General features: G+C 68.5%; 20 protein-coding genes and 1 tRNA gene. 14 read left to right on the forward strand and 7 right to left on the reverse strand.

The window, feature by feature from the left end; genetic code table 11:
* Nucleotides 1-110 precede the first annotated feature (110 nt).
* The 3 genes from BST17_RS11095 to BST17_RS29275 all read left to right on the forward strand — a co-directional run bounded on the left by BST17_RS11095 (nucleotide 111) and on the right by BST17_RS29275 (nucleotide 1738).
* On the forward strand, nucleotides 111-602 hold the full coding sequence (locus BST17_RS11095) for a hypothetical protein (RefSeq protein ID WP_133053537.1): 492 nt from the start codon (nucleotides 111-113) through the stop codon (nucleotides 600-602).
* 75 nt (nucleotides 603-677) lie between these two features.
* On the forward strand, nucleotides 678-1241 hold the full coding sequence (locus BST17_RS28730) for a hypothetical protein (RefSeq protein WP_109750089.1): 564 nt from the start codon (nucleotides 678-680) through the stop codon (nucleotides 1239-1241).
* On the forward strand, nucleotides 1238-1738 hold the full coding sequence (locus BST17_RS29275) for a hypothetical protein (RefSeq protein ID WP_109750090.1): 501 nt from the start codon (nucleotides 1238-1240) through the stop codon (nucleotides 1736-1738). The genes BST17_RS28730 and BST17_RS29275 overlap by 4 nt, the downstream gene beginning before the upstream one ends.
* Here the strand turns inward: BST17_RS29275 and BST17_RS11105 are convergent.
* Genes BST17_RS11105 through BST17_RS11115 form a run of 3 tightly spaced genes read right to left on the reverse strand, consistent with a single transcriptional unit; the run spans nucleotide 1695 to nucleotide 4916 of the window.
* Nucleotides 1695-2348, reverse strand: a complete 654-nt coding sequence (locus tag BST17_RS11105; protein WP_083057868.1) for a class I SAM-dependent methyltransferase — start codon at nucleotides 2346-2348, stop codon at nucleotides 1695-1697. The genes BST17_RS29275 and BST17_RS11105 overlap by 44 nt on opposite strands.
* A 6-nt stretch (nucleotides 2349-2354) precedes the next feature.
* Nucleotides 2355-2648 carry a putative quinol monooxygenase gene (locus BST17_RS11110; protein WP_083057954.1) on the reverse strand — a complete coding sequence of 98 codons (294 nt, stop codon included), beginning with the start codon at nucleotides 2646-2648 and terminating at the stop codon, nucleotides 2355-2357.
* Nucleotides 2649-2708: 60 nt separating this feature from the next.
* Nucleotides 2709-4916: a SpoIIE family protein phosphatase gene (locus BST17_RS11115; protein ID WP_234807626.1), complete on the reverse strand. Its 2208-nt coding sequence runs from the start codon at nucleotides 4914-4916 to the stop codon at nucleotides 2709-2711.
* Nucleotides 4917-5172: 256 nt separating this feature from the next.
* Here BST17_RS11115 and BST17_RS11120 point away from each other — a divergent pair, with 256 nt between their 5' ends.
* Nucleotides 5173-5550 carry an STAS domain-containing protein gene (locus BST17_RS11120; protein ID WP_083057869.1) on the forward strand — a complete coding sequence of 126 codons (378 nt, stop codon included), beginning with the start codon at nucleotides 5173-5175 and terminating at the stop codon, nucleotides 5548-5550.
* Between the two features lie 212 nt (nucleotides 5551-5762).
* Here BST17_RS11120 and BST17_RS11125 read toward each other — a convergent pair.
* Nucleotides 5763-5835 (reverse strand) — tRNA-Arg (locus BST17_RS11125).
* 95 nt (nucleotides 5836-5930) lie between these two features.
* Between BST17_RS11125 and BST17_RS11130 the strand changes: the two genes are divergently transcribed.
* From BST17_RS11130 to BST17_RS11150, 5 genes are all read left to right on the forward strand, one after another.
* Nucleotides 5931-6236, forward strand: coding sequence for a group I intron-associated PD-(D/E)XK endonuclease (locus BST17_RS11130; RefSeq protein WP_234807627.1), 306 nt, complete (start codon nucleotides 5931-5933; stop codon nucleotides 6234-6236).
* A 243-nt stretch (nucleotides 6237-6479) separates the two neighbouring features.
* Nucleotides 6480-7949: a wax ester/triacylglycerol synthase family O-acyltransferase gene (locus BST17_RS11135; RefSeq protein ID WP_083057871.1), complete on the forward strand. Its 1470-nt coding sequence runs from the start codon at nucleotides 6480-6482 to the stop codon at nucleotides 7947-7949.
* Nucleotides 7946-9466, forward strand: coding sequence for an HAD-IB family hydrolase/lysophospholipid acyltransferase family protein (locus BST17_RS11140; RefSeq protein ID WP_083057872.1), 1521 nt, complete (start codon nucleotides 7946-7948; stop codon nucleotides 9464-9466). Before BST17_RS11135 ends, BST17_RS11140 begins: the two co-directional genes overlap by 4 nt.
* On the forward strand, nucleotides 9450-11795 hold the full coding sequence (locus BST17_RS11145; RefSeq protein WP_083057874.1) for a glycerol-3-phosphate 1-O-acyltransferase: 2346 nt from the start codon (nucleotides 9450-9452) through the stop codon (nucleotides 11793-11795). Before BST17_RS11140 ends, BST17_RS11145 begins: the two co-directional genes overlap by 17 nt.
* Before the next feature lie 23 nt (nucleotides 11796-11818).
* Complete coding sequence (locus tag BST17_RS11150) at nucleotides 11819-13828, forward strand: bifunctional copper resistance protein CopD/cytochrome c oxidase assembly protein (RefSeq protein ID WP_083057875.1); 2010 nt, start codon at nucleotides 11819-11821, stop codon at nucleotides 13826-13828.
* Between the two features lie 75 nt (nucleotides 13829-13903).
* Here BST17_RS11150 and pknB read toward each other — a convergent pair whose 3' ends face one another.
* A complete protein-coding gene (gene pknB / locus BST17_RS11155) occupies nucleotides 13904-15739 on the reverse strand; it encodes a Stk1 family PASTA domain-containing Ser/Thr kinase (protein ID WP_083057877.1) in 1836 nt (611 codons plus the stop codon).
* A gap of 256 nt (nucleotides 15740-15995) precedes the next feature.
* On the opposite strand from pknB, the gene ssb reads away from it, so the two are divergent.
* From ssb to BST17_RS11180, 5 genes are all read left to right on the forward strand, one after another.
* Complete coding sequence (gene ssb / locus BST17_RS11160; protein ID WP_083057878.1) at nucleotides 15996-16442, forward strand: single-stranded DNA-binding protein; 447 nt, start codon at nucleotides 15996-15998, stop codon at nucleotides 16440-16442.
* 77 nt (nucleotides 16443-16519) lie between these two features.
* Complete coding sequence (ettA, locus tag BST17_RS11165; RefSeq protein WP_083057880.1) at nucleotides 16520-18193, forward strand: energy-dependent translational throttle protein EttA; 1674 nt, start codon at nucleotides 16520-16522, stop codon at nucleotides 18191-18193.
* 193 nt (nucleotides 18194-18386) lie between these two features.
* Nucleotides 18387-23246, forward strand: a complete 4860-nt coding sequence (locus BST17_RS11170; RefSeq protein WP_083057882.1) for an NAD-glutamate dehydrogenase — start codon at nucleotides 18387-18389, stop codon at nucleotides 23244-23246.
* Entirely contained in the window at nucleotides 23239-23652 is a 414-nt protein-coding gene (locus tag BST17_RS11175; RefSeq protein WP_083057883.1) for an acyl-CoA thioesterase, read from the forward strand. The genes BST17_RS11170 and BST17_RS11175 overlap by 8 nt, the downstream gene beginning before the upstream one ends.
* Nucleotides 23649-24311, forward strand: coding sequence for a DUF8010 domain-containing protein (locus BST17_RS11180; protein ID WP_083057885.1), 663 nt, complete (start codon nucleotides 23649-23651; stop codon nucleotides 24309-24311). Before BST17_RS11175 ends, BST17_RS11180 begins: the two co-directional genes overlap by 4 nt.
* Before the next feature lie 45 nt (nucleotides 24312-24356).
* On the opposite strand, the gene BST17_RS11185 is transcribed toward BST17_RS11180, so the two are convergent.
* Together BST17_RS11185 and BST17_RS11190 are read right to left on the reverse strand one after the other, a co-directional pair.
* Nucleotides 24357-25883 carry an alpha-amylase family glycosyl hydrolase gene (locus BST17_RS11185; RefSeq protein ID WP_083057886.1) on the reverse strand — a complete coding sequence of 509 codons (1527 nt, stop codon included), beginning with the start codon at nucleotides 25881-25883 and terminating at the stop codon, nucleotides 24357-24359.
* A complete protein-coding gene (locus tag BST17_RS11190) occupies nucleotides 25883-26287 on the reverse strand; it encodes a globin (protein ID WP_083057888.1) in 405 nt (134 codons plus the stop codon). The genes BST17_RS11185 and BST17_RS11190 overlap by 1 nt, the downstream gene beginning before the upstream one ends.
* Nucleotides 26288-26358: the final 71 nt, after the last annotated feature.

The raw sequence follows: 26358 nt of genomic DNA on the forward strand, positions 1-26358 counted from the left end.
CGGGATCGGTGTTCCTGGCGCGGTGGCGGGTGGCGCCCCCGGTGCTGTGGTCGGGGGAGCCCCTGGCGCGGTGATTGCTGACGCAGGCGCGGCGGCCGGCGGTGGCTCTGGTGCCGTCGTCCAGGCCGCGGGTGCGAGCGGCGCAGGTGCTTCAGGTGGTGCCGGTGCCGCGGGTGGCGGCGCCGGTGGCGCAGGCGGTGCTGGTGCCGGCGGCGCAGGCGGCGGAGCCCCCGCGGCGGGTGGCGCAGCCGGTGGTGCTCCCGCGGGCGGTGCGGCCGGCGGCGGAGCTCCCGCCGGTGGAGCTGCGGCCGGCGGCGCTCCGGCCGGTGGTGGTGCTCCCGCCGGTGGAGCTGCGGCCGGCGGCGCTCCGGCCGGTGGTGGTGCTCCCGTCGGTGGCGGTGCCCCCGTGGGTGGTGGCGCCCCGGTCGGTGGCGGTGCCCCGGTCGGTGGTGGTGCTCCGGTGGGTGGTGGCGCCCCGGTGGGTGGTGGTGCCCCGGTGGGTGGTGGCGCTCCGGTGGGTGGTGGTGCTCCGGTCGGTGGCGCTGCGCCTGCGGCCCTCGGCGCACCGCTGGCGGATGCGGCCGGCGGCGGCGCGCCGTTGATGGACACCGCAGGTGTCGGTCCCCTGCTGGCCAGCACCGGACTCAACGGCGACGGTCCCGCGGCAGCGTTGGTCGATGCGGCTGCCGCTGCAGGTGGCCCCGGTGCCGGTGTTCCCGGTGCGGGTGGTGGCCCCGGTGCCGGTGGATTGCCCGGCGCGGCGCTCGATGATGCCGCCGCACGGGCGGCCGGTGCGCCGGTGGGTGCGCCGATCGAAGACGCGGCTGCGGTCGCCGTGCCCGGTGCCGGAGGCGCCGGTGGTGGTGGCGCAGGCGGAGCCGGTGCAGGCGGTGCTGGTGCCGGTGGCGGTGGTGCGGCCGGTGGTGGCGCAGGTGGTGCCGGTGGCGGTGCAGCCGGTGGTGGTGGCGGCGGCGGTGCAGCCGGTGGCGGCGGTGCTGGTGCGGGCGGCGGTGGTGCGGCCGGTGGTGGCGCAGGTGGCGCCGGTGGTGGCGGCGCAGCCGGCGGAGGAGGCGCTGGTGGTGGTGCGGCCGGTGGTGGCGGTGCTGGGGCCGGCGGGGCCGGTGCGGGCGGTGCCGGTGGTGGCGGTGCGGCCGGTGGTGCAGGTGCCGCTGGTGGTGGATCCGCAGGCGGTGGCGCAGGTGCTGCCGGTGGCGGCGCGACCGGAGGCGCCGGCGGCGTGAACGCCGCGGCCGTCGGTCCGCTGATGGCCAGCACGGGTGGTCTCGGAGCCGTCCAGGCGGTGGCCGCTCCCGCGGTGGCCGCGGTTCAGGCAGCCGCGCCGGCCGGTGCGGTCGGTGTCGGAGCCCCGGCGGCGACGGCCGGCGGTGGAACGGCGTTCGCCGGTATCCCGGGCGCCATCGTCCCGGCAGCCGGGGCGGCGTCAGGTATCCCGGGTCTGGTGATGGCACCGCTGGCCGGTGTGACGGGTGTGTTGGCAGAGATGTTGCCGCAGCCCTCACTGGCGGCTCCCTCGGGTGTCGGCGGCGTCACCGGGCTGCTGCCCACCCCGCAACTGAACATGCCGGGCATCTCCGGGCTCGGCGTCCCGGTGCCCTCGCAGGTGTCGATGCCGACCGACCTGGTGTGTGAGGGAGTCGGCGGGTGGTCGCTCTCGACGCCGGGCACCGGCAGCGTCATGCCCGACGCGACGGCCGCCATCCGGTCCGACGACTGGTGACCGGTCCGGTGTCTCGGGTCCAGAACAACAGATAGCGATAGTAGAGGGCGCGCCGGATCTGGGCGCCAGGTAGCACGTCGCCGGCCACGCGCCGGATCTCGGCAAGAGATTCGCGCGGGTCGGCGACGGTTACGCCGACATCGGATTGCTCACGGTGCCAACGCGACCCGATGCGTACCGCAGGTAGGCAGAGCGCAGAGAACAGCCAGTCGGCCGCAGATGCGTTGGCGCTCAACCCGACGACTGCGATCGAACCGCCGGGGTTGAGCAGCTCCCGGGCGCGCACCAACGAGCCGCGCAGATCCATGTGGTGCAGGCTGGCGACGAATGTGATCAGGTCGAAGCCGCTGTCGCCGGGGTCGAACTCGTCGAATCGGCAGTGCAGCAGCGTAATCGAGGCATCGGGCCCGACCCGTTCGCAAGCCCGACGGACGGCCACCGGATCGGGATCGATACCGGTCACCGAATCTGCCACCTCCGCGAGACGTTGCACCAGCAAACCGTCCCCGCAGCCGACATCGAGCACGCGGCCCCGTCGGCGCTCGGCCAGTCCGAGCAACCACGGGTGGTAGGCGGTGTTGTGGTTCCAGTACTCGTCGGCCGCTGCCACGCGCGATCAGACGTCGGAGGTGGTGTACCGGGTCTTGTTCGGCGGCGCAGCCAGCAGGGGCGGCAGATCGGTCAGCTTGCCCTCACCGGCGCGGAAGGCGCGGTAAGCCTCGTCGTGATCCACCGACTCCCAGACTTCATAGATGATCCAGTGCGTTTCGTCGTCTTCGTCGATCAGCACATCGGTGACCACATTGCCGGCAAAGGCTCTGGTGTCGGTGAGCGCACGGCCCATCACCTCGCGCGCGCGATCCACGGCATCGGGCTGAAAACGAAGTTCGAGCAGCACTGTCACCGACATGTCATCTCCTCGGTCCGGGCCGGCACCGGCGTGCCGCGCCACCGCCGCCAACATAGCTTCTCAGCGACGGCGCAGGACAATGACGGTGACGTCGTCATCGGTGTCGTTGGGGGTCATCGCGGCGGAAACCTCTGTCGCCCTGGTGTCGGTGGCGGCCGCGAGCTCGGCGGACAACCGGTCCAGGCCCTCGTCGATGGAGGCCGTGCGACGCTCGACCAGGCCGTCGGAGAACATCACCATGCTCTGCCCGCGACCGATGGTGAACTCACTGGTGGCGTACGTTGCGCTCTTCAGGCCGATCGGCGGGGACAGCTGGATGGGGGCGGCGGCGGTCGCGACGCCCGTCTCGGTGAGGAAGGGCATCAGGTGACCGGCCGAGGACGCCTCGACCTGGCCGGTGTCCAGGTCGATGCGGGCCACGATCACGGTCGCGAACGTCCGCGGCATCAGGTGCACGCTGAACGTGTTCAGCTCGTCGATGGCGGCACCCGGGGAGGTGCCGGCAAAAAGGTTGGCCCGCAGGACGTTTCGGAGCTGCGCCATGGTGCCGGCGGCGGTCAGTCCGTGGCCGGCGACATCACCGAGCAGGACGACCAACTTGCCGTCGCGCAACTCGAAGGCGTCATACCAGTCCCCGCCGACGCGACCGCCGGCCGCCGGAAGATAATCCGCGGACAGCTCCCAGTTCGCGATCGTCGGGATGGAGTCCGGCAGCAGGCTGCGCTGCAGCACCTCGGCGACCCGTAGCGCGCTGCGGGTGCGGCGGTACAGCTCCTCGACCAGGTGGCTGCGCAATGCCTCCGCGGAGTCCAGCTGGATCGGCGCCCACGGCTCACTGCACTTGTCGACGACCTCGCGCCAGCGTTCGAAGGATTTGCGCGGGCTCAGCCGGACCTCATCGCCCTCCCGCACCGCGATCGCCTTGTTGTGCGGATCCCCTCCCCAGTCCACCGAGCGCAACGCCTCGTCCCGGAACCAGATCACGTACTGGTCGTCGGGCAGGTTGAGCGCGAGTGCGCCGGCGGCCACGTCGGGCTCCAGCGGTACCGAAGGCAGGTCGCGCGACAGGCATTCACTGACCGCGATCTCATCGCCGGTGCCACGGGCCCACGCCGCGACCGCGGCGACGACCGAGGGCGGCGGGGTGGAGCCCAACACCCGGTAGTCACCGCCCACGTTGACGGCGACGCCCGCGGCCGGCAGCAGGTCCAGCGCGCTGGGTGTGCCCAGTAGCGTCACAGCCAGCGGCTCGGCGTCGTTTCGGGTGGCGGCAGTCAAATGGTTGAGCAGCGATTGTGCGGCGAGCTGTTCGCGCAGCTGGTCCTCGTCGAATCGGTCGACCATCCGCAGCGACAGTGTGGAACCCAGGAATTCGGCGGCGGCGCGCGCGCCATAGGGCGGCAGATGCGGGCCGGAATAGTGGTGACAGGCGATCAGCCCCCACAGCTTGCCGTGTCGCAGCAACGAGATCGACATCGACGCGCGCACGCCCATGTTCTGCAGGTACTCGATGTGGATGGGGGAGACGCTGCGCAGGGTGGCGTGCGTCAGGTCGACCGGCGTTCCGCTGTCAGGGTTCATGGCCGGAACCAGCGGGGCGGGGGTGTAGTCGACGTCGGAGATCAGGCGTAGCCAGCTCTTCTCGTACATCGCGCGCGCCTGGGCGGGAATGTCACTCGCCGGGTAGTGGAGGCCCAGGAACGAATTGAGGTCCTCGCGCTTGTTCTCGGCGACCACCTCCCCGTTGTAGTCCCGGTCGTAGCGGTACACCATGACACGGTCGAAACCGGTGAGTTCGCGGACCGCTCGGGCCGCGGTGTCATACAGCGCTGTCAGCCCGTCGGCCCTGTTGAGCTCCTCGACGGAGTTGCGCACGGCCTGGTAGGTGTTCGGGAACGAGAACGGCCGCTCGCCGTATGCCATCTCGATCTCGATCAGCAGGACGCCGCCGGGTTCGCGGTGCAACAAGGCGTCGAACGGCCGGTTGAGACCGTCGACCGCCAGGGTCAGCTCCAGCGGATTGCGCTGCCGCAAGTCGCCGAACGCTGAGGCAGCCTGGCGGATCATCGAGGCCTGGTCGACACCGATCAGCGCCGACAGATCCTTGTTGAGAACCTCGGCGACGGGCTTGCCCAGCAGTTCCTCGACGTTCGCGCTGACCTGACGGATCTCGAAGCTCGGTTCCCGCACCACGGCCAGCACTCCGCGCGGCTGGACGCTGCCGGGGATGTGGATCGGCTCGCGGGCGCAGTTATCCAGGTCGATCACGGTGCCGGGCGGCAGCAGGCCCTCGACGGCGACGTCATCGGCGTCTTGACGCGAAATGGAAACCTCCCCGAATCTGTCCCCGACTGTCTGTTCACCAGCGTGCCAGGCCCCTGGAACCGGCTTCGCGCCGGTGCCGCGATACACCGGCGCCCGGGCGTTTACGTTAGGCTCGTGGTACTCGGCGTTCTAGCTTGTTTGGTTAAGAAGCAGCCCGCGAGACATTGCGCCCCGAGCCGAAGCTCCCGCGAGGTTTTCGATGTCCGACAAAGTTGAGCCCATTCCGTCGCCGATCGTGTGCTCCGAATCCTGGCACGATACGACGGTGGTGGTGAGCTGCGCCGGCCCGGTCGACATGGTGACCGCGCCGGACCTGCAACACGTGATCTCGGCGGCACTCAAGAAGCAACCCACGGCGATGATCGTGGACCTTACCGACACCGAGCTGCTGGCCTCCTACGGGATGTCGGTGCTGGTGGAGACCCATGAGCGGTTGGTGCCCGACGTACCGCTGGTCGTGGTGGCCGATGGGCCGATCACCCGGCGGCCGCTCGAACTGGTCGGACTTGCCAGTGTGCTGACTATCCGCCCCGATCTGGGCGCAGCCTTCGACGAGCTCCGCGGCGCGCAGGACTGATTTCCCTTCCGTGATCATGGCGGGGTTGGATATAAAGTAGTTACGCGCGTAACCTCACGCCCGAGGCGAAAGGACGCAAGGCCGACGACCCGGTCGTCGATGGGGTGTACATCGGTCTGACCTGAGCGTGGCGTCGCTTGTCAGAGGTCTGCGCTACGGTGCGGTCAACGAGGAAAGGCTGCCGTCGAAACCGCGCGGAAGAACTTCAAAAGTACCCCCGACAGGACTCGAACCTGCAACCTATCGGGTAGAAACCGACTGCGCTATCCATTGCGCCACGGGGGCAAGGTGGAACGTACGTAATTTACACCTCGCCGGCGGCTTTTCTCATCGCGGAGGGACCGCTGTGTCGATGCGCAGCGCTGACGGATGGGCGGCCGATGGCTCGACACCACACCAAGGACAAAGGCGACCTCGGTGTCGCGAAGGCGTACGCCGATCTGGTCTTCAAGGGCTTTGACGTTCTCATCCCAGCCACCGAGCATGCGCCGTTCGACCTTGTCGCTTACTCAGCGGGCGCATTCCACCGCATTCAGGTCAAATACCGGGCGATGCGGCGGGGGATGGTCACCTTGAAACTGAGTTCGAATTGGACCGACCGTCACGGCGTGCACAACACGCCCATGGACAAGACCGCCGTCGACGCCATCTGCATCTACTGCCCCGACACCGACGAGTGCTACTAGATCCAGCCCACCGACCACGGCGCGTCGGTCAATCTCCGGACCACCCCGACCAAGAACGGTCAGCACAAGCGCATCCTGGAGGCTGCGGCATTCCGCGATCTGCCGGACCCACCCGGCAAAACGCGAGCTTCTGCCTGAAGCCTGTGAGCTTCGGCGCTCCCCACGAAAGGGGCGTCACGCCCACGCCGCGCCGACTAGCGTGGACGCTGCACAAGCGGCGTTATCAGGAGGAGAGTTCGCGCGATGAGCAGAGTGCCGTTGGACGCGGCGGGGCTGCCCCAGAAGTTGAACGGCGTCGACACGCTACTGCACCGGGGCGAGGCGAATCCGCGGACGCGCTCGGGGATCATGGGCGTCGAACTTCTTGACACCACCCCCGATTGGGAACGGTTCCGCGCTGTGTTCGAACAGGCGTCGCGCAAGGTGCTCCGGCTGCGGCAGAAGGTCGTGATGCCGACGCTGCCGACGGCATCGCCGCGCTGGGTGGTCGATCCCGACTTCAACCTCGATTTCCACGTACGACGGGTCCGGGTCCCGGAGCCGGGTGGCCTGCGCGAGGTCCTCGACCTCGCCGAGATCTACCTGCAGTCGCCGATGGACATCACCCGTCCGCTGTGGAACGCCACCCTGGTCGAGGGCCTCGCCGACGGCCGCGCCGCGACCATCCTGCACCTGAGCCACGCCGTCGCCGACGGGGTCGGCACCGTCGAGATGTTCGCCCATATCTACAACCTGGAACGCGATGTGGAGCTCGGCGCCCTTGCGCCGCTGCCGATCCCGCAGGATCTGTCGTCGGCCGACCTGATGAAGCTGGGCATCAACCGGATGCCGATGAAGATCACCAACAGCGTGCTGGGTCTCGTCGGTGGGGCGGTACAGGCGGTCACCAATGTGGTGCGTGATCCCGCGTCGGCGGTCAGCGGTGTCGTCGACTACGCGCTGTCGACCACCCGGGTGTCCCGGCCGGTGGCCGATCACTCGCCGCTGCTGCGCCGGCGCAGCCTGAACTCCCGCAGCGAGGCGATCGACATCGTCTTCTCCGAGTTGCACCAGGCCGCCAAGGCGGCGGGCGGCTCGATCAACGACGTCTACCTGGCCGGCCTGTGCGGGGCACTGCGGCACTACCACGTCGCCAAGGGCATGCCGATCGACACGCTGCCGATGGCGGTACCGGTGAACCTGCGATCCGATGACGACCCGGCCGGCGGAAACCGCTTCGCCGGAATCAATCTCGCCGCACCCATCGGAATCGCCGACCCGCAGCGACGGATCAAGGCCATCCGCTCGCAGATGACGAGCAAGCGTGAGGAACGCGCCATCGACATGGTGGGATCCATCGCGCCGATCGCCAGCTTCCTGCCGGATGCCGTGCTGGAGTCGGTCGCCGGGTCGGTGGTCAACTCCGACGTGCAAGCCTCCAATGTGCCCGTCTACCCCGGCGATACCTTCATCGCGGGGGCAAAGGTACTGCGGCACTACGGACTCGGGCCACTGCCCGGGGTGGCGATGATGACGGTGCTGGTATCGCGCGGCGGGTACGTCACCGTCACCACACGGTATGACCGGGCCGCCTTCAGCGACGACGAGTTGTGGCAGCGCAGCCTGGTCCGGGGGTTCGACGAGATCCTGGCGCTCGGCGGCGATGGCCGGACCGTGGCCGCGTCGTTCACCGTGCCCGATGACATATCCTCGAATGGGAGTGCAGCGCAATGAGTCCCGCCGACGGCGAGTCCAAGGTCATGCGGCTGCCGGGCACCGTCGCCGAGATCGAGGCCAGCCCGCCGGGCCCGGAGGTCGGCGCGTTTTTCGATCTGGACGGAACCCTGGTGGCCGGCTTCACCGGCGTACTGATGACCCAGGACCGGTTGCGCCGGCGGCAGATGAGCGCAGGCGAGTTCATCGGCATGGTGCAGGCCGGCATCAACCATCAGCTGGGCCGATCGGAATTCGAGGACCTGATCGGCAAGGGCGCCCGCATGCTGCACGGGAACTCGCTCAGCGACCTCGACGAGCTGGGGGAGCGGCTGTTCGTCCAGCATGTCCGCAACCGCATCTACCCGGAGATGCGCGCCCTGGTGCGCGCACACCAGGCCCGCGGGCACACCGTGGTGCTCAGTTCGTCGGCCCTGACCGTGCAGGTCGAGCCCGTCGCCCGGTTCCTGGGCATCGACAACATCCTGAGCAACAAGTTCATCGCCGACGAGGACGGTCTCATCACCGGGGAGGTCGCCGAACCGATCATCTGGGGTCCCGGCAAAGCCCATGCGGTGCAGAAGTTTTCGGCCGAGAACGGCGTGGACCTGTCCAAGAGCTACTTCTACGCCGACGGCGACGAGGACGTCGCGCTGATGTATCTGGTCGGCAACCCGCGCCCGACCAATCCGGCCGGCAAGCTGGCCGCGGTGGCCGCCAAACGCGGCTGGCCGATCCTGAAGTTCAGCAGCCGCAGCGGCAGCAGTCCGATCTCTCAACTGCGCACCCTGGCCAGCCTGGCCACCATTCCGACGGTGGCCGCCGGTGCCATCGGTGTCGGCCTGCTCACCCGCAACAAACGGATCGGCGTCAACTTCTTCACGTCCAACTGGAGCAAGCTGCTGATGTTGACCACCGGCATCGAGCTTAACGTGCTCGGGCGCGAGAATCTGACCGCGCAGCGGCCGGCGGTCTTCATCTTCAACCACCGCAACCAAGCCGACCCGTTCATCGCCGGGCGGCTGGTCGGCGTCGACTTCACCAGTGTCGGCAAGAAGGAGCTGGAGAAGAACCCGCTGATGGGCCCGCTGGGCAAGGTGATGGACGCCGCCTTCATCGACCGTGAGGACACCCAGTCGGCGGTGGAAGGCCTGCAGAAGGTCGAAGAGCTTGCGCGCAAGGGCCTTTCCATCATGATCGCCCCCGAGGGGACCCGGCTGGACACCACCGAGGTGGGGCCGTTCAAGAAGGGGCCGTTCCGTATCGCGATGGCCGCCGGCATCCCCATCGTGCCGATCGTCATCCGCAATGCCGAAGTCATCGCCGCCCGCGATTCCAGCACCTTCAGCGCCGGCAAGGTCGACGTCGCGGTGTTCCCGCCGATCCCCATCGACGACTGGACCCACGACAACCTGTCCGAGCGCATCGACGAGGTGCGCGCGCTCTATCTCGACACCCTGCGGAACTGGCCCGTCGGTGATCTGCCGGACCACGCCATCTACCACCACGGGAAGGACGCCAGTGAAGCCGGTCGCTGAGGACTTCGCCAGCTTCAGCCCGACCGGTGACACCCTGGTGTTGGCCGCGGTCGGCTCACCCGCCGAGCAACAACTGCTCGACGACTGGTTGGCCCAACAGCACCGCGAACGGCCCGAGGCGCGCGTCGAGGTCCTGCTGCTGCCCGACCATTCCGACGATCCGCCGGCCACCGTGATGGCCCGGCTGGTCGAGCTGCTCTCCGCCGACCCGGACCGGTCGGTGGTGCCAGTACGCATCTTCTGGGTACCGGGCGGGCTGCCGACCCGGTCCAAGGTGGTGTCGCTGATCTCCGGTCGCGACACCTATCGCCCGCCCGAACTGCTGCAGCGCCGCATCCTGCGCAGAGACCCCGCGCGGGCCCGGGTGGTCGCCGGCGAGCCGGCCAAGGTCTCCGAGCTGCACCAACAGTGGCAGGACACCACCACCGCCGAAAACCCCCGCGAATTCGCGCGTTTCGTCATCCGGCGGGCGATCCTGGCGATCGAGCGGGTGGAACTGCGGCTGCTCGGGCCCGAGTACAAGTCACCCCGGCTGGTCAAACCGGAGATGTTGGCGTCGGCGCGGTTCCGGGAGGGGCTGGACCAGATTCCCGGCGCCACCGTGGAGAAGGCCGGTGAGATGCTCGATGAGCTGTCCACCGGGTGGAGCCGGTTCTCCGTCGACCTGATCCCCACCCTCGGCCGGGCCATCTTCAGTCGCGGCTTCGACCCGCACATCGACTACGACCGCACCGAGATCGAGGCCATGCGGGGGTCGCTGGAGGTCCATCCGGCCGTCCTGCTGTTCTCGCACCGCTCCTACCTCGACGGCGTGATCGTCCCGGTTGCCATGCAGGAGAACCGGTTACCACCGGTGCACACCTTCGCCGGGATCAACCTGTCCTTCGGGTTCATGGGTCCGATCTTCCGGCACTCCGGCGTCATCTTCCTGCGCCGCAAGCTCGACGACCCGCTCTACAAGTACGTGCTGCGCCAGTTCGTCGGCTACATCGTCGAGAAGCGGTTCAACCTCAACTGGTCCATCGAGGGCACCCGGTCACGCACCGGAAAGATGTTGCCGCCCAAACTCGGTCTGCTGTCCTACGTCGCCGACGCCTACCTCGACGGCCGCAGCGAGGACATCCTGCTGCAGCCGGTCTCCATCAGCTTCGACCAGCTCCACGAGACCGCCGAGTACGCCGAGTACGCCCGCGGCGGAGAGAAGACCCCGGAAAGCTTCAGCTGGCTCTACAACTTCATCAAGGCCCAGGGCGAACGCAACTACGGCAAGATCTACGTCCGCTTCCCCGAAGCGGTGTCGATGCGCCAGTACCTGGGTGAACCCAACGGGCCGATCGCTGCGGATCAGGACGCCAAACGCCTGGCCATGCAGAAGATGGCCTTCGAGGTGGCCTGGCGCATCGTGCAGGTCACCCCGGTCAACGCCACCGGGTTGGTGTCGGCCCTGCTGCTCGCCTCGCGTGGGGTGGCGCTGACCGTCGACCAGCTGCACCACACCTTCGCCGACTCGCTGGATTACCTCGAACGCCGCCAGATCCCGATGACCAACAGCGTGCTGCGGCTGCGCACCAAGGAGGGGGTGCGGGCCGCGGTGGACGCGCTCTCGGGCGGTCACCCGGTCACCCGGGTCGACGGTGGCCGCGAACCGGTGTGGCGGATCGCCCCGGAGAACGAACACGAGGCGGCGTTCTACCGCAACTCGATCATCTACGCCTTCCTGGAGACCTCGATCATCGAGCTGGCGCTGGCGCACGCGGCCACCGCAGGCTCGGATTGGCTGGACGCGTTCTGGTCGCAGGTGCTGCGGCTGCGCGACCTGCTCAAGTTCGAGTTCTACTTCGCCGACTCGGCCGCTTTCCGGGAGAACGTGACGCGGGAGATGTCGTGGGTGCAGGGCTGGGAGGAACGCATCGCGCAGGGCCCGGAGTCGATCCTGGAGCTGCTGCGCATCAAGCAGCCGCTGCTCGGTGCCGCGATGCTGCGCCCGTTCTTCGAGGCCTACGAGATCGTGGCCGATGTGCTGCGTGACGCCTCGGCCGAGATCGCCGAACCCGACCTGACCAAGCTCGCCCTCGGGGTGGGCCGCCAGCACGTCGCCCAGGGCAAGGTGCGCAGCGCCGAGTCGGTATCGGCGCTGCTGTTCGCGACCGCCCGCCAGGTGGTCGCCGATCAGAACCTGCTGCGTCGCGCGCCGGACCTGTCCGAACGGCGCGAGGCGTTCCTGCGGGAGATCCGCGGCATCCTGGCCGACCTGAACACCGTGGAGAAGACGGCGTTCAGTCAGTACCGCAAACGTGAGCGGGAGTTACGCCGCCCCGCGGCCGGCTGAGGCGCCCACATACCCTGGACGGCATGACTACCGTCGCGCCGCCGGTGCGCGCAGCCACCGTGTGGCCGACGCTGTGGGGCGTCGCGCTGCTGGCCGGAGCGGTCGCCGCAGGCGTCGGCGGCCTGTCGCTCGTCGACGCACTGGCCGCCACCGGCCTGCCCGATCCCGGCCCGGCCACCACCTACGGGCTGCCCTTCGTCCGCGCCGCCGGCGAGATCGCCGCCGCCGTCGCCGTCGGCTCCTTCCTGATGGCCGCGTTCCTGGTCCCGCCGCAACGCACCGGGGTGCTCGACGTGGCCGGCTACCGGGCGTTGCGCACCGGCACCGTCGCCTCCGGCGTCTGGACGGTGTGCGCCGTACTGCTGGTGCCGCTGACGGTCTCCGACATCACCGGCGCCCCGCTGAGCGACCGACTCAACCCGCTCGACGTCTGGACCGTGGCCAGCATGGTCGAGACCGCCGGCACCTGGCGCTGGACGGCCCTGCTGGCGGCCATCGTGACCGTCGTCAGCATCCCGGTACTGCGGTGGTCCTGGACGCCGGTGTTGCTGGCCGGATCGCTGCTCACCCTGCTGCCCCTCGCCCTGACCGGGCACTCGTCCTCCGGTGGCAGCCATGACATCGCCACCAACAGCCTGCTCATCCACCTGATCGCCGGCGTGGTGTGGGCCGGCGGACTGCTGGCGCTGTGGGCGCTGGCGGTCCGCGGTGGGGAGCACATCGACGTGGCCGCGCGGCGGTTCTCCGCGATCGCGCTGTGGTGCTTCGCCGCCATGGCGCTGTCCGGCATCGGCAATGCGCTGGTCCGCATCAGCCCCGCCGACCTGTTCACCCAGACCTATGGGTGGCTGCTGATCGGCAAGGCGACAGCACTGGTGGTGCTCGGCGCGCTGGGTTGGCTGCAGCGGCGCAGCAGCGTCACCGCGCTGGCGGCCGACCCGACCGACCGGCGCGCGCTGGTACGGCTGGCCTTCGTCGAATCGCTGGTCTTCGGGGTCGCCTTCGGTCTCGCGGTGGCGCTGGGCCGGACCCCGCCCCCGCCACCGGAGCGGCTGCCCTCGATCACCGAGGTCGCCATCGGTTACGACCTGTCGGGCCCGCCGACGCTGGCGCGGGTCCTGTTCGAGTGGCGCTTCGATCTGATCTTCGGCACCGCCGCGGTCGTGTTCGCCGCGATCTATCTCGCCGGGGTGGTGCGGCTGCGCCGGCGTGGCGACGCGTGGCCGACGGGCCGGATCATCGCCTGGTTGCTGGGCTGCGCGGCGCTGTTGTTCGCCACGTCATCGGGCCTGGGCCGCTACATGCCGGCCATGTTCAGCATGCACATGGCGGCGCACATGCTGCTCTCGATGCTGGTGCCGGTGCTGCTGGTACTCGGAGCGCCGGTGACGCTGGCGCTGCGGGCGTTGCCGACGGCCGGCAGAGAGCGTCCACCCGGCCCGCGCGAGTGGCTGCTGGCCGCGCTGCACAGCCGGGTGTCACAGTTCCTCACCAATCCGATCGTGGCGACCGCGATCTTCGTGGCCGGCTTCTACGGGCTGTATTTCGGCGGCATCTTCGGCGCGGCCGCCGACAGCCACGGCGCACACCTGGCGATGAACCTGCACTTCCTGCTCAGTGGCTATCTCTTCTACTGGGTGGTCATCGGTGTCGACCCGACACCGCGGCCGATCCCGCCGCTGGGCAAGCTGGCGATGGTGTTCGGGTCCCTGCCGCTGCACGCCTTCTTCGGGGTGGTGCTGATGGGGATGAACACCGTGCTGGCCGGCGACTTCTATCGCTCACTGCAGCTGCCGTGGCACACCGATCTGCTCGCCGACCAGAAACTCGGCGGCGGCATCGCGTGGTCGGCGGGCGAGGTCCCGCTGGTGTTGGTGATGCTGGCGCTGTTGGTCCAATGGCGGCGCAGCGACAACCGTGCCGCGAAGCGGCTGGACCGCGCCGCCGACCGCGATGAGGACGCCGAGCTGGCCGCCTACAACAACATGCTTGCCAAGCTCGCGCAGATCGAGGACCGCAACAAGACCACATAGCCGTTGTCGAGAGTGACGCTTCGGCGGTTGCAGCGTGCTGGTGACCGCCGAAACGTCACTCTCGCGGGTGAGTCCTCAGCTGCCGTAGCTGACCGTGATGGTGCCGTCGCGATTCACCCCGGTGCCCGGCGCCGGATCCTGGCGCACCACCCGCGCCCGGTTGTTCCCGCCGGCGTCGACGTCGGGGCCCTTGAGGAACGGGCCGGTATGACCGAGCGCCCTCAGCTGCAGCTGCGCATCGTTGTAGAACAGCCCCGTCAGGTCCGGCATCGGGAACTGGTTGCCCCGGGAGACCTTCAGCGTGACGGGCGCGTCGGTGGCCACCGAGGTCCCCGGGGGCGGGTCTGTCTCGGCCACCTGGCCGATCGGCAGCTCGCTGTCGGCGTCGGCCCGCAGGATGGTGGTGAAACCGGCGGTGTTCAGGTTCTGGGTGGCCTGCTCGACGGGCTGTCCGATGACATCGGGCAGCGGCCGCGACGACGGCCCGGACCCGACCAGGATGACGATCTCGTTGCTGGTCGCGGAGTCCTGACCGGCGGTCGGTTCGGTGCCGATGACCCGGTCGAGCTGTTCGGCCGAGGACGCCTGCGGTCGGCGCCGCACCTGCTCGAACCCGGCCTCGCGCAACGCGTCCACTGCTTCCTCGTAGGACATCGATGCGACGTCGGGCACGCGGCGCTGCTCTGGTCCGGTCGACACGTTGACGGTGATGTCGCCGCCCTCCGAGATCGACGAACCCGCCGCCGGATCCGTGCTTATCACCTGACCGGCCTGCACCGAGCCGTCCGGCATGGTGTCCACCGTGGGATTCAGGCCGCTGTCCTGCAGCTGGCTGACCGCGGCCGCGCGGTCGAGTCCCCGCACGTCGGGCACCGGGATCCGGTTCATCGCGCCGACGGCATAGATACCGCCGACCACCAGTGCGAGCACCGCGGCAAGTGCCCCCGCAATCGCCCATCGTCGCGACCGGGTGCGCGGACGCTGCGCGGGCAACGTCAGCGTGTGCGGGCCGGCGACGGGCGCGGTCTCATCGGTCTCGCCCGCTGCGGGAGCCGGTGCCAGTGGGGCGGTGCCCGCCCCGACCCGGCGCAGATCTGCCTGCATCTCCGCCGCGCTCTGGTAGCGCTTCTCCGGCTTCTTGGCCAGCGCGGTGAGCACCACCGCGTCGAGTTCGGGGGTGATGCCGGCATGGCGTTTCGAGGGTGCGACCGGGCGTTCGCGGACGTGCTGATACGCCACCGACAGCGGGGTGTCACCGGTGAACGGGGCCTGACCGGTGAGCATCTCGTAGAGCACGCATCCGAGCGAGTACACATCGGTGCGGGCGTCGACCTGCTGGCCGCGGGCCTGCTCGGGGGAGAAGTACGCGGCGGTCCCGACGACGGCGGAGGTCGCGGTCAGCCGGTCGCCGGTGGTGGCGTTCATGGACCGGGCGATCCCGAAGTCCATCACCTTCACCGCGCCACTCGGGGTGAGCATGATGTTGGCCGGCTTGATGTCGCGATGCACGATGCCCCGGCCGTGGCTGAACTCCAGCGCCGTGCACACCCCGTCGATGATCGAGATGGCCTGCTTGGCCGGCAGCGCGCCGTGCTGCTGGATCAGCTGGCCGACGGTGACGCCGTCGACGTACTCCATCACCAGGAACGGGAGCCTGCCGGTCGGCGTCTGCGCCTCGCCGGTGTCGTATACCGCGACGATCGACGGATGGTTCAGCGCGGCGGTGTGCCGAGCCTCACGCCGGAACCGCTGGGAGAAGTTCGGGTCGCGGGCCAGATCGGCACGCAGGATCTTGATCGCCACGTCGCGGTGCAACCGGACATCGCGGGCCCGGTGCACCTCCGACATGCCGCCGAAACCGAGCAGTTCGCCCAGCTCATAGCGATCGGTGAGGCGTTGCGGCATGGTCATCGCGCGCCTCCGATCACTGTGCTGCCCTCGTGTGCCACACCGTCGATCATGGCTCAAGACGTCGCCCGGGTGGGTGATGGGCTCTCCTACGAGCCGGTGGCGGGCTGTGTGCACAGTTGCCATTTCATCCACAGGCGGGCAGCCCGGACGGCCTCGGCGCGGGTGACCCGTCGGCGTCCGGACGGTCAATGGGCACAGACCGGTGGCAGGAAGTCCCCGCAGCCGGCGTCGTATCAACTGACCGAAAGGCACCGCAATGTTCGAGACCCCGTTTTCCGTCGTCGGCACCGTCGTCACCGATCCCGTCGCGCGTCGTGTCGGCGAACAGGACTACGTCCACTTCCGGGTGGCCAGCAATTCGCGTCGCCGCACGCCCGACGGCGACTGGGAGAACGGCAACACCCTGTACCTCAGCGTCAACTGCTGGGGCAAGGTCGCCGAAGGAATCAGCAGCGTGCTCTACAAGGGGGACCCGGTGGTGGTGATCGGCGAGATCTACACCAACGAATACGACGACAAGGAGGGCAACCACCGGTCCCGCGTCGAGGTCAAGGCCCATGCGGTGGGCCCGGACCTGTCGCGCTGCCGTGCCAAGCTGGAGCGCACCCGTCGCGTCGAGGAGCCGGCATCCCGCGACGACGGATCCGACGACGATGTGGCGTCCGTGCAACCCACCGAACAGGAGCTCACACTGTCGGCGTAACCGGGTGTTCGGCCGGTGCCTAGGATGGGACGCGAGTTTTACGCGATCTGCAGCCAGACGAAAGGCACGACGACGGCATGGCCGAATTCATCTACACAATGCGCAAGGTACGCAAGGCGCATGGCGACAAGGTCATCCTTGACGACGTCTTCCTGAACTTCCTCCCGGGAGCCAAGATCGGTGTCGTCGGGCCCAACGGCGCCGGCAAGTCGAGCGTCCTCAAGATCATGGCCGGCATCGACCAGCCCAACAATGGCGACGCCTTCCTCCAGCCCGGAGCGACGGTCGGAATCCTGATGCAGGAACCCGAGCTCGACGAGACCAAGACGGTCCGGGAGAACGTCGAGGCGGGCGTCGCCATCAAGGCCAAGCTGAACCGGTACAACGAGGTCGCCGAGCTGATGGCGACCGACTACACCGACGAGCTCATGGAGGAGATGGGCCAGCTGCAGGAGGAGCTCGACGCGGCCGACGCGTGGGACATCGACTCGCAGCTGGAGCAGGCCATGGACGCGCTGCGCTGCCCGCCGCCGGACGAGCCGGTCACCCACCTGTCCGGTGGCGAGAAGCGCCGTGTCGCGCTGTGCAAGCTGCTGCTGTCCAAGCCGGATCTGCTGCTGCTCGACGAGCCCACCAACCACCTCGACGCCGAGAGCGTGCTGTGGCTGGAGCAGCACCTCGCCGACTACAAGGGCGCCATCCTGGCGGTCACCCACGACCGTTACTTCCTGGACAACGTGGCCGAGTGGATCCTGGAACTCGACCGTGGCCGGGCCTACCCGTACGAGGGCAACTACTCGACCTACCTGGAGAAGAAGGCCGAGCGCCTGGAGGTCCAGGGCAAGAAGGACCAGAAGCTGCAGAAGCGCCTCAAGGAGGAACTGGCCTGGGTGCGCTCCGGTGCCAAGGCCAGGCAGGCCAAGAACAAGGCCCGCCTGGACCGCTACGAGGAGATGGTCGCCGAGGCCGAGAAGACCCGCAAGCTCGACTTCGAGGAGATCCAGATCCCGGCTCCGCCGCGGCTGGGCAACACCGTCGTCGAGGTCAGCCACCTGGACAAGGGCTTCGACGGCCGCATCCTCATCAAGGACCTGTCGTTCACGTTGCCGCGCAACGGCATCGTCGGGGTCATCGGCCCCAACGGCGTCGGCAAGACGACCCTGTTCAAGACCATCGTCGGCCTGGAGGCACCCGACAGCGGTGAGGTCAAGGTCGGCGAGACGGTCAAGCTGAGCTATGTCGACCAGAGTCGCGCCGGCATCGACCCCAAGAAGAACGTCTGGGAGGTCGTGTCCGACGGGCTGGACTACATCGAAGTCGGGCAGAACGAGATCCCCTCACGGGCCTACGTGTCCGCGTTCGGGTTCAAGGGCCCGGATCAGCAGAAGCCCGCGGGTGTGCTGTCCGGTGGTGAACGAAACCGGTTGAACCTCGCGCTCACCCTCAAGGAGGGTGGCAACCTGATCCTGCTCGACGAGCCGACCAACGACCTCGACGTCGAGACGCTGTCCTCGCTGGAGAACGCGCTGGAGCAGTTCCCGGGCTGCGCGGTGGTGATCTCGCACGACCGCTGGTTCCTGGACCGCACCTGCACGCACATTCTGGCCTGGGAGGGCGACAGCGACAACGAGGCGAAGTGGTTCTGGTTCGAGGGCAACTTCGGTGCCTACGAGGAGAACAAGATCCAGCGTCTGGGCGCCGAGGCGGCCCGCCCGCACCGGGTCACCCACCGCAAGCTGACCCGCGACTGAAAACCTCGGTTACAAGTACCGAAAACAACGAAATGGTTGCCGGATAGTGACGTCCGGCGACCATTTCGTCGTTCTGGCGGGGTTGAAACTGTGGGCCTCCGACCAAAGGCCGCGCCGTGGCGATAGGGTCGCTCATGTGTGTGCCCGCAGGGCAGAGTTCGATCCGAGAAGTCTCAGTGAGGAGCCTTCGCCCATGACGGTGAATCCCGGAACCACGGAGCAGTTGCAGCTGGGCCAGGACGCCCTGGCGCGGCTGACCGACGCCTACACCGAGACCCACCACGGCCCCTACGGTGATGCGCCCGCGGCCGATACCGCGATCACGGCTCCGATCGTCCGCGGTGCGCCGAAGCTGGTCTCCCCGGAGCTGTTGGCCGCACACGTCACACTCGGCCACCGCCGCAGCCCGGGGGAAACGCTGGTCGCCATCCACCCGGCCGACGACCCGAGTGGGTTCGGCCCGGCCGTCCAGGTGGTGACCGACCACAGCGCGATGCTGATGGACTCGGTGACGGTGCTGCTGCACCGTCTCGGCGTCGCCTACGCCGGGGTGATGAACCCGGTGCTGCGGGCGGATCGCAGCGCCGACGGCACCCTGGTGGCACTGGCCCCCGCCGGCGACCCGGAGGCACCCGCCGACGGGATCGACGAGATGTGGGTGCATGTCCGGCTGGCCCCGACGGCCGATCCCGACGCCGTCGCGCGGGTCGCCGCGCTGCTGCCCTCGGTGCTGGCCGACGCCCGCGAGGTGGCCACCGACTCGGCCGCGCTGAACGCGACCCTGATCGGGTTGGCCAACGCGCTGGACTCCGATCACGCCGGCCATTTCCTGGGTCCCGACCGCCGTGATGTCGCCGCCCTGCTGCATTGGCTCGGTGACGGTCACTTCGTGCTGCTGGGCTATCAGCGCTGCGCCGTGCACAACGGGCAGGCGACCGTGGATCCGGCCAGCCGCCTCGGTGTGCTCAAGCTGCGCACCGACGTGCTGCCGCAGCTGACCGAGGCCGACGACCTGCTGGTGCTCGCCCAGGCCACCATGCCCAGCTTCGTGCGCTACGGCGCCTACCCCTACATCGTGGTGGTCCGGGAGAACCCGGCAGGCCCGTCATCCAGCCAGGCGATCGAGCATCGCTTCGTCGGCCTGTTCACGGTGGCCGCGATGAACGCCAACGTCCTTGAGATCCCGCTGATCTCGCGGCGCGTCGATGAGGTGATGGCGCAGTCGCATTCGGATCCGAGCCACCCCGGCCAGCTGATGCTCGACGTCATCCAGACCATCCCACGCTCGGAGCTGTTCGCGCTGCACACCCCGGACCTGATGGAGATGGCGCGCGCCGTCGTCGATCTCGGCTCGCTGCGGCGCACCCTGCTGTTCCTGCGCGCCGACCAGCTGGGGCACTTCGTCTCGGCCCTGGTGTACCTGCCGCGCGACCGCTACACCACCGCGGTACGGCTGGCGATGCAGGACATCCTGGTTCGCGAACTCGGCGGCGCCAGTATCGATTACGCCGCGCGGGTCAGTGAATCACCGTGGGCCGTCGTGCACTTCACCGTCAAGATGCCCGACGGGTCGCAGCGCTCGGACATCGATGCCTCCTCCGAGAACGAAGACCGTATCCAGAACCTGCTCACCGAAGCCGCCCGCACGTGGGCCGACCGGCTGATCGGCGCGGTCAAGTCCGGATCGATCGCCCAGGGCGTCGCCGAGCACTATGCGACCGCCTTCTCCGAGGTCTACAAGCAGGCGTTCACGCCGCAGGACGCCATCGGCGACATCTCGATCATCGAAGAACTCGAGGACAACTCGGTCAAGCTGGTGTTCCGTGACGGCGGCGAGGACCGGGTCGACTGGCTGACCTGGTACCTGGGCGGACGCTCGGCTTCGCTGTCGGAGCTGCTGCCCATGCTGCAGTGCATGGGTGTCGTGGTGCTCGAGGAGCGCCCGTTCACAGTGACCCGCCCCGATGGGCTGCCGGTGTGGATCTACCAGTTCCGGGTGTCCCCGCACCAGTCCATCCCGACCACCCCGGACACTCAGGTCGAGGACGTCGCGCGCCGTTTTGCCGACACCGTGACCGCCATCTGGCACGGCCGTGCCGAGATCGACCATTTCAACGAATTGGTGCTGCGCGCCGGACTCACCTGGCAGCAGGTCACCATCCTGCGCGGGTACGCAAAGTACCTGCGCCAGGCCGGATTCCCGTACAGCCAGACCTTCGTCGAGGGTGTGCTCAACAGCAACCCGAGCACCGCCCGGTCGCTCGTCGAGTTGTTCGAGGCCCTGTTCACCCCGGAGGCCGACCTGGCCGATTCGGGCCGGACGCTGGACGCCCAGGCTGCCGCGGCCGCCGTCGCCGCCGATATCGATGCGCTGGTCAGCCTCGACACCGACCGGGTGCTGCGGGCCTTCGCCGGCCTGGTGCAGGCCACGCTGCGCACCAACTACTTCGTCGGCTCACCCGATTCGGCGCGCGCCCAGGATGTGTTGTCGTTCAAACTCAATCCGGGTCTGATCGACGAGTTGCCGCTGCCCAGGCCGAGATTCGAGATCTTCGTCTACTCACCCCGGGTCGAGGGTGTGCATCTGCGATTCGGGTTCGTCGCCCGCGGCGGATTGCGGTGGTCGGACCGCCGGGAGGACTTCCGCACCGAGATCCTCGGTCTGGTCAAGGCGCAGGCGGTCAAGAACGCCGTCATCGTCCCGGTCGGCGCCAAGGGCGGGTTCGTCGTCAAATCGCCGCCGCTGCCGACCGGGGATGCCGCCGTCGACCGCGACGCCACCCGCGCCGAGGGCGTGGCCTGCTACCGGTTGTTCATCTCCGGTCTGCTCGACCTGACCGACAACGTCGACAAGTCCACCGGTGCGGTGATCACCCCGGCCGGAGTGGTGCGCCGTGACGGTGACGATGCCTATCTGGTGGTGGCCGCGGACAAGGGCACCGCGACGTTCTCCGACATCGCCAACGATGTGGCCAAGTCTTACGGGTTCTGGCTCGGTGACGCGTTCGCCTCGGGCGGTTCGGTCGGCTACGACCACAAGGCGATGGGCATCACCGCCAAGGGCGCGTGGGAGTCGGTGAAGCGCCATTTCCGCGAGATCGGGGTGGACACCCAGTCGCAGGACTTCACCGTCGTCGGCGTCGGTGACATGAGCGGTGACGTGTTCGGCAACGGCATGTTGCTGTCCAAGCACATCCGGCTGGTGGCCGCCTTCGACCACCGCGACATCTTCCTGGACCCCGACCCGGATCCGGCCGCCTCGTGGGCCGAGCGGGAGCGGATGTTCGCGCTGCCGCGATCCAGCTGGGCCGACTACGACACCTCGCTGATCAGCGAGGGGGGTGGCGTGTTCAGCCGCGCCCAGAAGTCCATCCCGATCAGCCCGCAGGTGCGCCGGGTCCTCGGCCTGCCCGACGGGATCGAGGAGATGACCCCGCCCGCGCTGATGAAGGCGGTCCTGCTGGCCCCGGTCGATCTGTTCTGGAACGGCGGTATCGGTACCTACGTCAAGGCCGAGACCGAGTCCGACGCCGATGTCGGCGACCGTGCCAACGAGGCCGTGCGGGTCAACGGAAACCAGTTGCGCGTCAAGGTGGTCGGCGAGGGCGGCAACCTCGGCGTCACCCAGCGCGGTCGCATCGAGTTCAACCTCGCCGGTGGCCGGATCAACACCGACGCGCTGGACAACTCGGCCGGGGTGGACTGCTCCGACCACGAGGTCAACATCAAGATCCTGGTGGACTCGCTGGTGACCTCGGGCAAGGTGAGCGCCGATGAGCGCACCGAACTGCTGATGTCGATGACCGACGAGGTCGGCCGACTCGTATTGGCCGACAACATCGATCAGAACGATCTGATGGGCACCAGCCGGGCCAATGCGGCGAGCCTGCTGGCGGTGCACGCCCGCCAGATCCGCGAGTTCGTCACCCAGCGCGGCCTCAACCGCGAACTGGAGGCGCTGCCCTCGGAGAAGGAGATCCTGCGTCGCCGCGAGATCGGCATCGGGTTGACCTCACCGGAGCTGGCCACCTTGATGGCGCACGTCAAGCTGGCCCTCAAGGACGAGGTGCTGCGCACCGACCTGCCCGATCAGGAGGTGTTCGCGGCCCGCATCCCGCAGTACTTCCCGGTCGAACTGCGTGACCGGTTCGTCGGTGAGATCCGCTCACACCAACTGCGCCGCGAGATCGTAACCACCATGCTGGTCAACGATCTGGTGGACACCAGCGGCATCACCTACGCCTACCGGATGACCGAGGACACCGGCGTCGGGCCGGTCGACGCGGTGCGTGCCTACGCGGCCACCGACGCTATATTCAAGGTCGGCGAGGTGTGGCGGGACATCAAGGTGGCCGGTATCAACGGGTTGCCCACCGCGGTGACCGACCGGATGACGCTGGATCTGCGCCGGCTGATCGACCGGGCGGGACGCTGGCTGGTCAACTACCGCCCACAGCCGCTGGCCGTCGGTGCCGAGATCAACCGGTTCGCCGATCAGGTCGCCGCACTGACCCCGCTGATGCCGCAATGGCTGCGCGGTGACGACAAGGCCATCGTGGCAAAGGAATCCGGCGAGTTCGAGGCCCAGGGGGTCTCGAAGGAGCTGGCCTACACGGTGGCCAACGGCCTGTACCGGTACAGCCTGCTCGACGTCATCGACATCGCCGACATCGCCGACCGGGACGCCGTCGAGGTGGCCGACACCTACTTCGCGTTGATGGATCACCTCGGTATCGACGGTCTGCTGACCGCGATCTCCGGGCTGGAACGCGATGACCGCTGGCACTCGCTGGCGCGGCTGGCCATCCGGGATGACATCTACGGCTCGCTGCGCGCACTGTGCTTCGATGTGTTGGCGGTCGGTGAGCCGGATGAGACCGGTGAGCAGAAGATCGAGGAGTGGGAGCTGACCAACAGCTCCCGGGTGGACCGCGCGCAGCGCACACTGGACGAGATCCAGTCCGAGGGGCAACGCGATCTCGCAACGCTGTCGGTGGCCGCCCGTCAGATCCGCAGCATGACAAGGACTTCGGGAACGGGGACAAGTGGCTGAGCGTTTCGTCACATCGGTGCCGGTGCGATGGTCGGACATCGACATGTACCAGCACGTCAATCACGCCACGATGGTGACCATCCTGGAAGAGGCCCGGGTGCCCTTCCTGCACGAGCCCTTCGTCAACGACATCGACACCATCGGCCTGCTGATCGCCGAGGTCAACGTCAAGTACAAGGGGCAGGTCCGGTTGATGGATTCGCCTCTGCAGGTGACCATCTGGGTGAGCCGGCTGCGGACGGTGGACTTCAACCTCGGCTACGAGGTGCGCTCGGCCGGTGCCGACCCGGACTCCAAGCCCGCGGTCATCGGCGAGACCCAGCTGGTGGCGTTCAACATCGGCGAGCAGAAGCTGGTGCGGTTGCTGCCGCACCACCGGGAGTACCTGGAGCGGTACAAGCGGTGACCGCCCCCGAGCGTGGCCTCTGGCTCGACAATCCCGCCCACCGCGACGACCTCGCGACGTTTGTCGACCGCGCCCTACGCCTCGACGATGCGGCGGTGATCCGGTTCCGGGAACGCACCGGTACCGGTCAGCTGGTCGCCTGGGTGTCCACCGGGTTCGACGTGCTGGCCTGTCGGGTGGTGGCCGGCCGGGTGCGGCCCACCGACCTGTCCGCCGGCGCCGACACCCTGTCGCAGACGCTCTCGGCCATGGACGCAACGGGTTTCGTCGATCCGGGCTTCGCGATGGACTCTGCCTGGCGGGGCGCGCTGCCGCCGGACACCGGGTTCGCCCACTACGACGACGTGCCCGCCTGGGCGATCCTGGACCTCGCCGAGCGGGGCACCGCCTTGGCCAAGGAGCACGGCAGCGCGCACGGCCCGCCGGCCTCCCTGCTGGATCAGGAGGTGCTGGCCGTCAGCGCGGGGGAGTCCAGCGTAGGTATCCCGATGCGGTGCGTCCTGGCGTTGACCGCCATGGGTTTCCTTCCGCAGAACGCCGACGTTCTGGCCACCGACGAGATCGTCCGGGTGCGCGCGCACCCGGCGTGGCTGCGGGTCGACGCCCGGTTCGGCAGCGTGTACCGGCGCCATGGCGATCCGGCGCTGGTGCTGCGCTGAAGTCGGCGCGCTGACGCTCGCTCACCGAACGTGAGTGCGTCGGATTCACACCACCCAGGCGGCGGTGTCCGGGGGCAACGATCCGCCCGTCAGTGGCCCACAGGTGAGCAATACCTCGCCGGCCGGCAGCGGTATCGGCGCGTCTCCGGTGTTGAACACGCACGTCAACCCGCCCGGACGCCGGAACGTTTGGGGCCCGAGCCATTCGACACCGTCACCGCTGAACTCCGGGCGGGTGGAACGCAGGTGGATCGCCCGCCGGTACAGTGCCAGCGTCGAGTTCGGATCACCGGATTGCGCCTCGACCGTCAGCGGCGCCCAGTCGGCCGGCATCGGCAGCCAGGTGTCCGCTGTCGACGAGAACCCATACGGGGGAGCAGATCCGCTCCACGGGACCGGCACCCGGCAGCCGTCGCGGCCGCGCTCGGACCGACCCGAGCGTTCCCAGACCGGGTCTTGGAGCACCTCGTCGGGCAGATCCACGTTCGGCAGTCCGAGTTCCGCGCCGTTGTAGACGAATACCGATCCGGGCAGCGCCAGTTTCACCAGTGCCATCGCCCGCGCCCGGGCCAGCCCCTGAGAACCGTCGCCATAGCGCGAGACCTCGCGAACCACATCGTGATTGGACAGCGTCCAGGTCGGGGCGGCGCCGGCCAACGCGGCCGCGGCCAGTGAATTGTCGATGGCCGTCCGAACCGCCACCGCATCGAAATCGGCCTGCACCAACTGGAAGTTGAAGCCCAGGTGCAACTCATCCGGGCGCAGGTATTTCGCGAACTGCTCGTTGCCGTGCACCCAGATCTCGCCGACGGTCACCGCCTCGGGATAGTCGTCGAGCACCCGGCGGATGAACCGGTGGATGTCGTGCACCGCGTCGTTGTCGAACCGCGGATCGTCGGCCCTGTTGCGCAGCAACTGATTGTCGGTCAGATCCATATCGGGCAGGCCCGCCGGTTTGGCCATCCCGTGCGCCACGTCGATGCGGAACCCGTCGACACCACGGTCCAGCCAGAACCGCAGGGTCGCTTCGATATCGGCGAAGACCTCGGGGTGATCCCAGTTCAGGTCCGGCTGGGCCGAGTCGAACAGGTGCAGATACCACTGTCCGTCCGGCACCTGGGTCCAGGCCGGTCCGCCGAAGATCGACACCCAGTTGTTGGGCGGGCCGCCGTCGACGCCCGCACGGAAGATGAACCGGTCGCGCCGCGACGGGTCGGCGAGCGCCTCGACGAACCACGGATGCGCCGAGCTCACGTGATTGGGCACCAGGTCCATGGTGACCCGGATGCCGCGGTCGTGCGCCGCCGTGACCAACCGGTCCAGTGCGGCCAGATCGCCGAACAGCGGATCGATATCGCGCGGGTCGGACACGTCGTAGCCGTGATCGGCCATCGGCGAGACCATCACCGGGTTGAGCCACAGTGCCTGCACACCGAGGGCGTCCAGATAGTCCATCCGTGCGGTGATGCCGTCCAGATCACCGACGCCGTCACCGTCGCTGTCGGCGAACGACCGGGGGTAGATCTGGTAGAACACCGCCCGCGACCACCAGGGACTCTTCGGTCGGCTCATCAGAACGCGGAATTCACCATCGAGTCGGCGGCCATCTGGAAGTAGTCCAGCAACGCCTTGCGGTGCCGGTCGTCAAGGGTCTGCGAGTCGATCGAGGCGACCGCGGTGTGCATGCAGCGTAGCCAGGCGTCGCGCTCCAGGAAGCCGATCCGGAACGGCGAATGCCGCATCCGCAGCCGCGGGTGCCCGCGCTGATCGGAGTAGGTCCGCGGCCCGCCCCAGTACTGCTCCAGGAACAGCCGCAGCCGCTCCTCGGCCCCGTCGATATCGTCCTCGGGGTAGAGCGGGAGCAGGATCTCGTCCTCGCGCACCAGCTCGTAGAACTTGGCCACGATCGCGGTGAACGTCTCGTGGCCACCGACTTCGTCGTAGAACGAATGCTGCGGCTGGGTCACCGCACCCATTGTTCCCGATCCCGTCCGCGCAGTCCGCGCAGGCTGCCCCGAGCCCCGCTCAGAGGCCATGTCACCCGATG

It is taken from the genome of Mycolicibacterium bacteremicum (assembly GCF_002086115.1).
Taxonomy (GTDB): Bacteria; Actinomycetota; Actinomycetes; order Mycobacteriales; family Mycobacteriaceae; genus Mycobacterium; species Mycobacterium bacteremicum.

Excerpts from the sequence above, each read along its gene's own strand:
- BST17_RS28730 (WP_109750089.1), top strand. The coding sequence starts at position 678 with ATGCGGCTGCCGCTGCAGGTGGCCCCGGTGCCGGTGTTCCCGGTGCGG.
- BST17_RS11110 (WP_083057954.1), bottom strand. The coding sequence starts at position 2,648 with ATGTCGGTGACAGTGCTGCTCGAACTTCGTTTTCAGCCCGATGCCGTG.
- BST17_RS11120 (WP_083057869.1), top strand. The coding sequence starts at position 5,173 with ATGTCCGACAAAGTTGAGCCCATTCCGTCGCCGATCGTGTGCTCCGAA.
- BST17_RS11130 (WP_234807627.1), top strand. The coding sequence starts at position 5,931 with ATGGCTCGACACCACACCAAGGACAAAGGCGACCTCGGTGTCGCGAAG.
- BST17_RS11135 (WP_083057871.1), top strand. The coding sequence starts at position 6,480 with ATGAGCAGAGTGCCGTTGGACGCGGCGGGGCTGCCCCAGAAGTTGAAC.
- BST17_RS11140 (WP_083057872.1), top strand. The coding sequence starts at position 7,946 with ATGAGTCCCGCCGACGGCGAGTCCAAGGTCATGCGGCTGCCGGGCACC.
- BST17_RS11150 (WP_083057875.1), top strand. The coding sequence starts at position 11,819 with ATGACTACCGTCGCGCCGCCGGTGCGCGCAGCCACCGTGTGGCCGACG.
- pknB (WP_083057877.1), bottom strand. The coding sequence starts at position 15,739 with ATGACCATGCCGCAACGCCTCACCGATCGCTATGAGCTGGGCGAACTG.
- ssb (WP_083057878.1), top strand. The coding sequence starts at position 15,996 with ATGTTCGAGACCCCGTTTTCCGTCGTCGGCACCGTCGTCACCGATCCC.
- ettA (WP_083057880.1), top strand. The coding sequence starts at position 16,520 with ATGGCCGAATTCATCTACACAATGCGCAAGGTACGCAAGGCGCATGGC.
- BST17_RS11170 (WP_083057882.1), top strand. The coding sequence starts at position 18,387 with ATGACGGTGAATCCCGGAACCACGGAGCAGTTGCAGCTGGGCCAGGAC.
- BST17_RS11185 (WP_083057886.1), bottom strand. The coding sequence starts at position 25,883 with ATGAGCCGACCGAAGAGTCCCTGGTGGTCGCGGGCGGTGTTCTACCAG.
- BST17_RS11190 (WP_083057888.1), bottom strand. The coding sequence starts at position 26,287 with ATGGGTGCGGTGACCCAGCCGCAGCATTCGTTCTACGACGAAGTCGGT.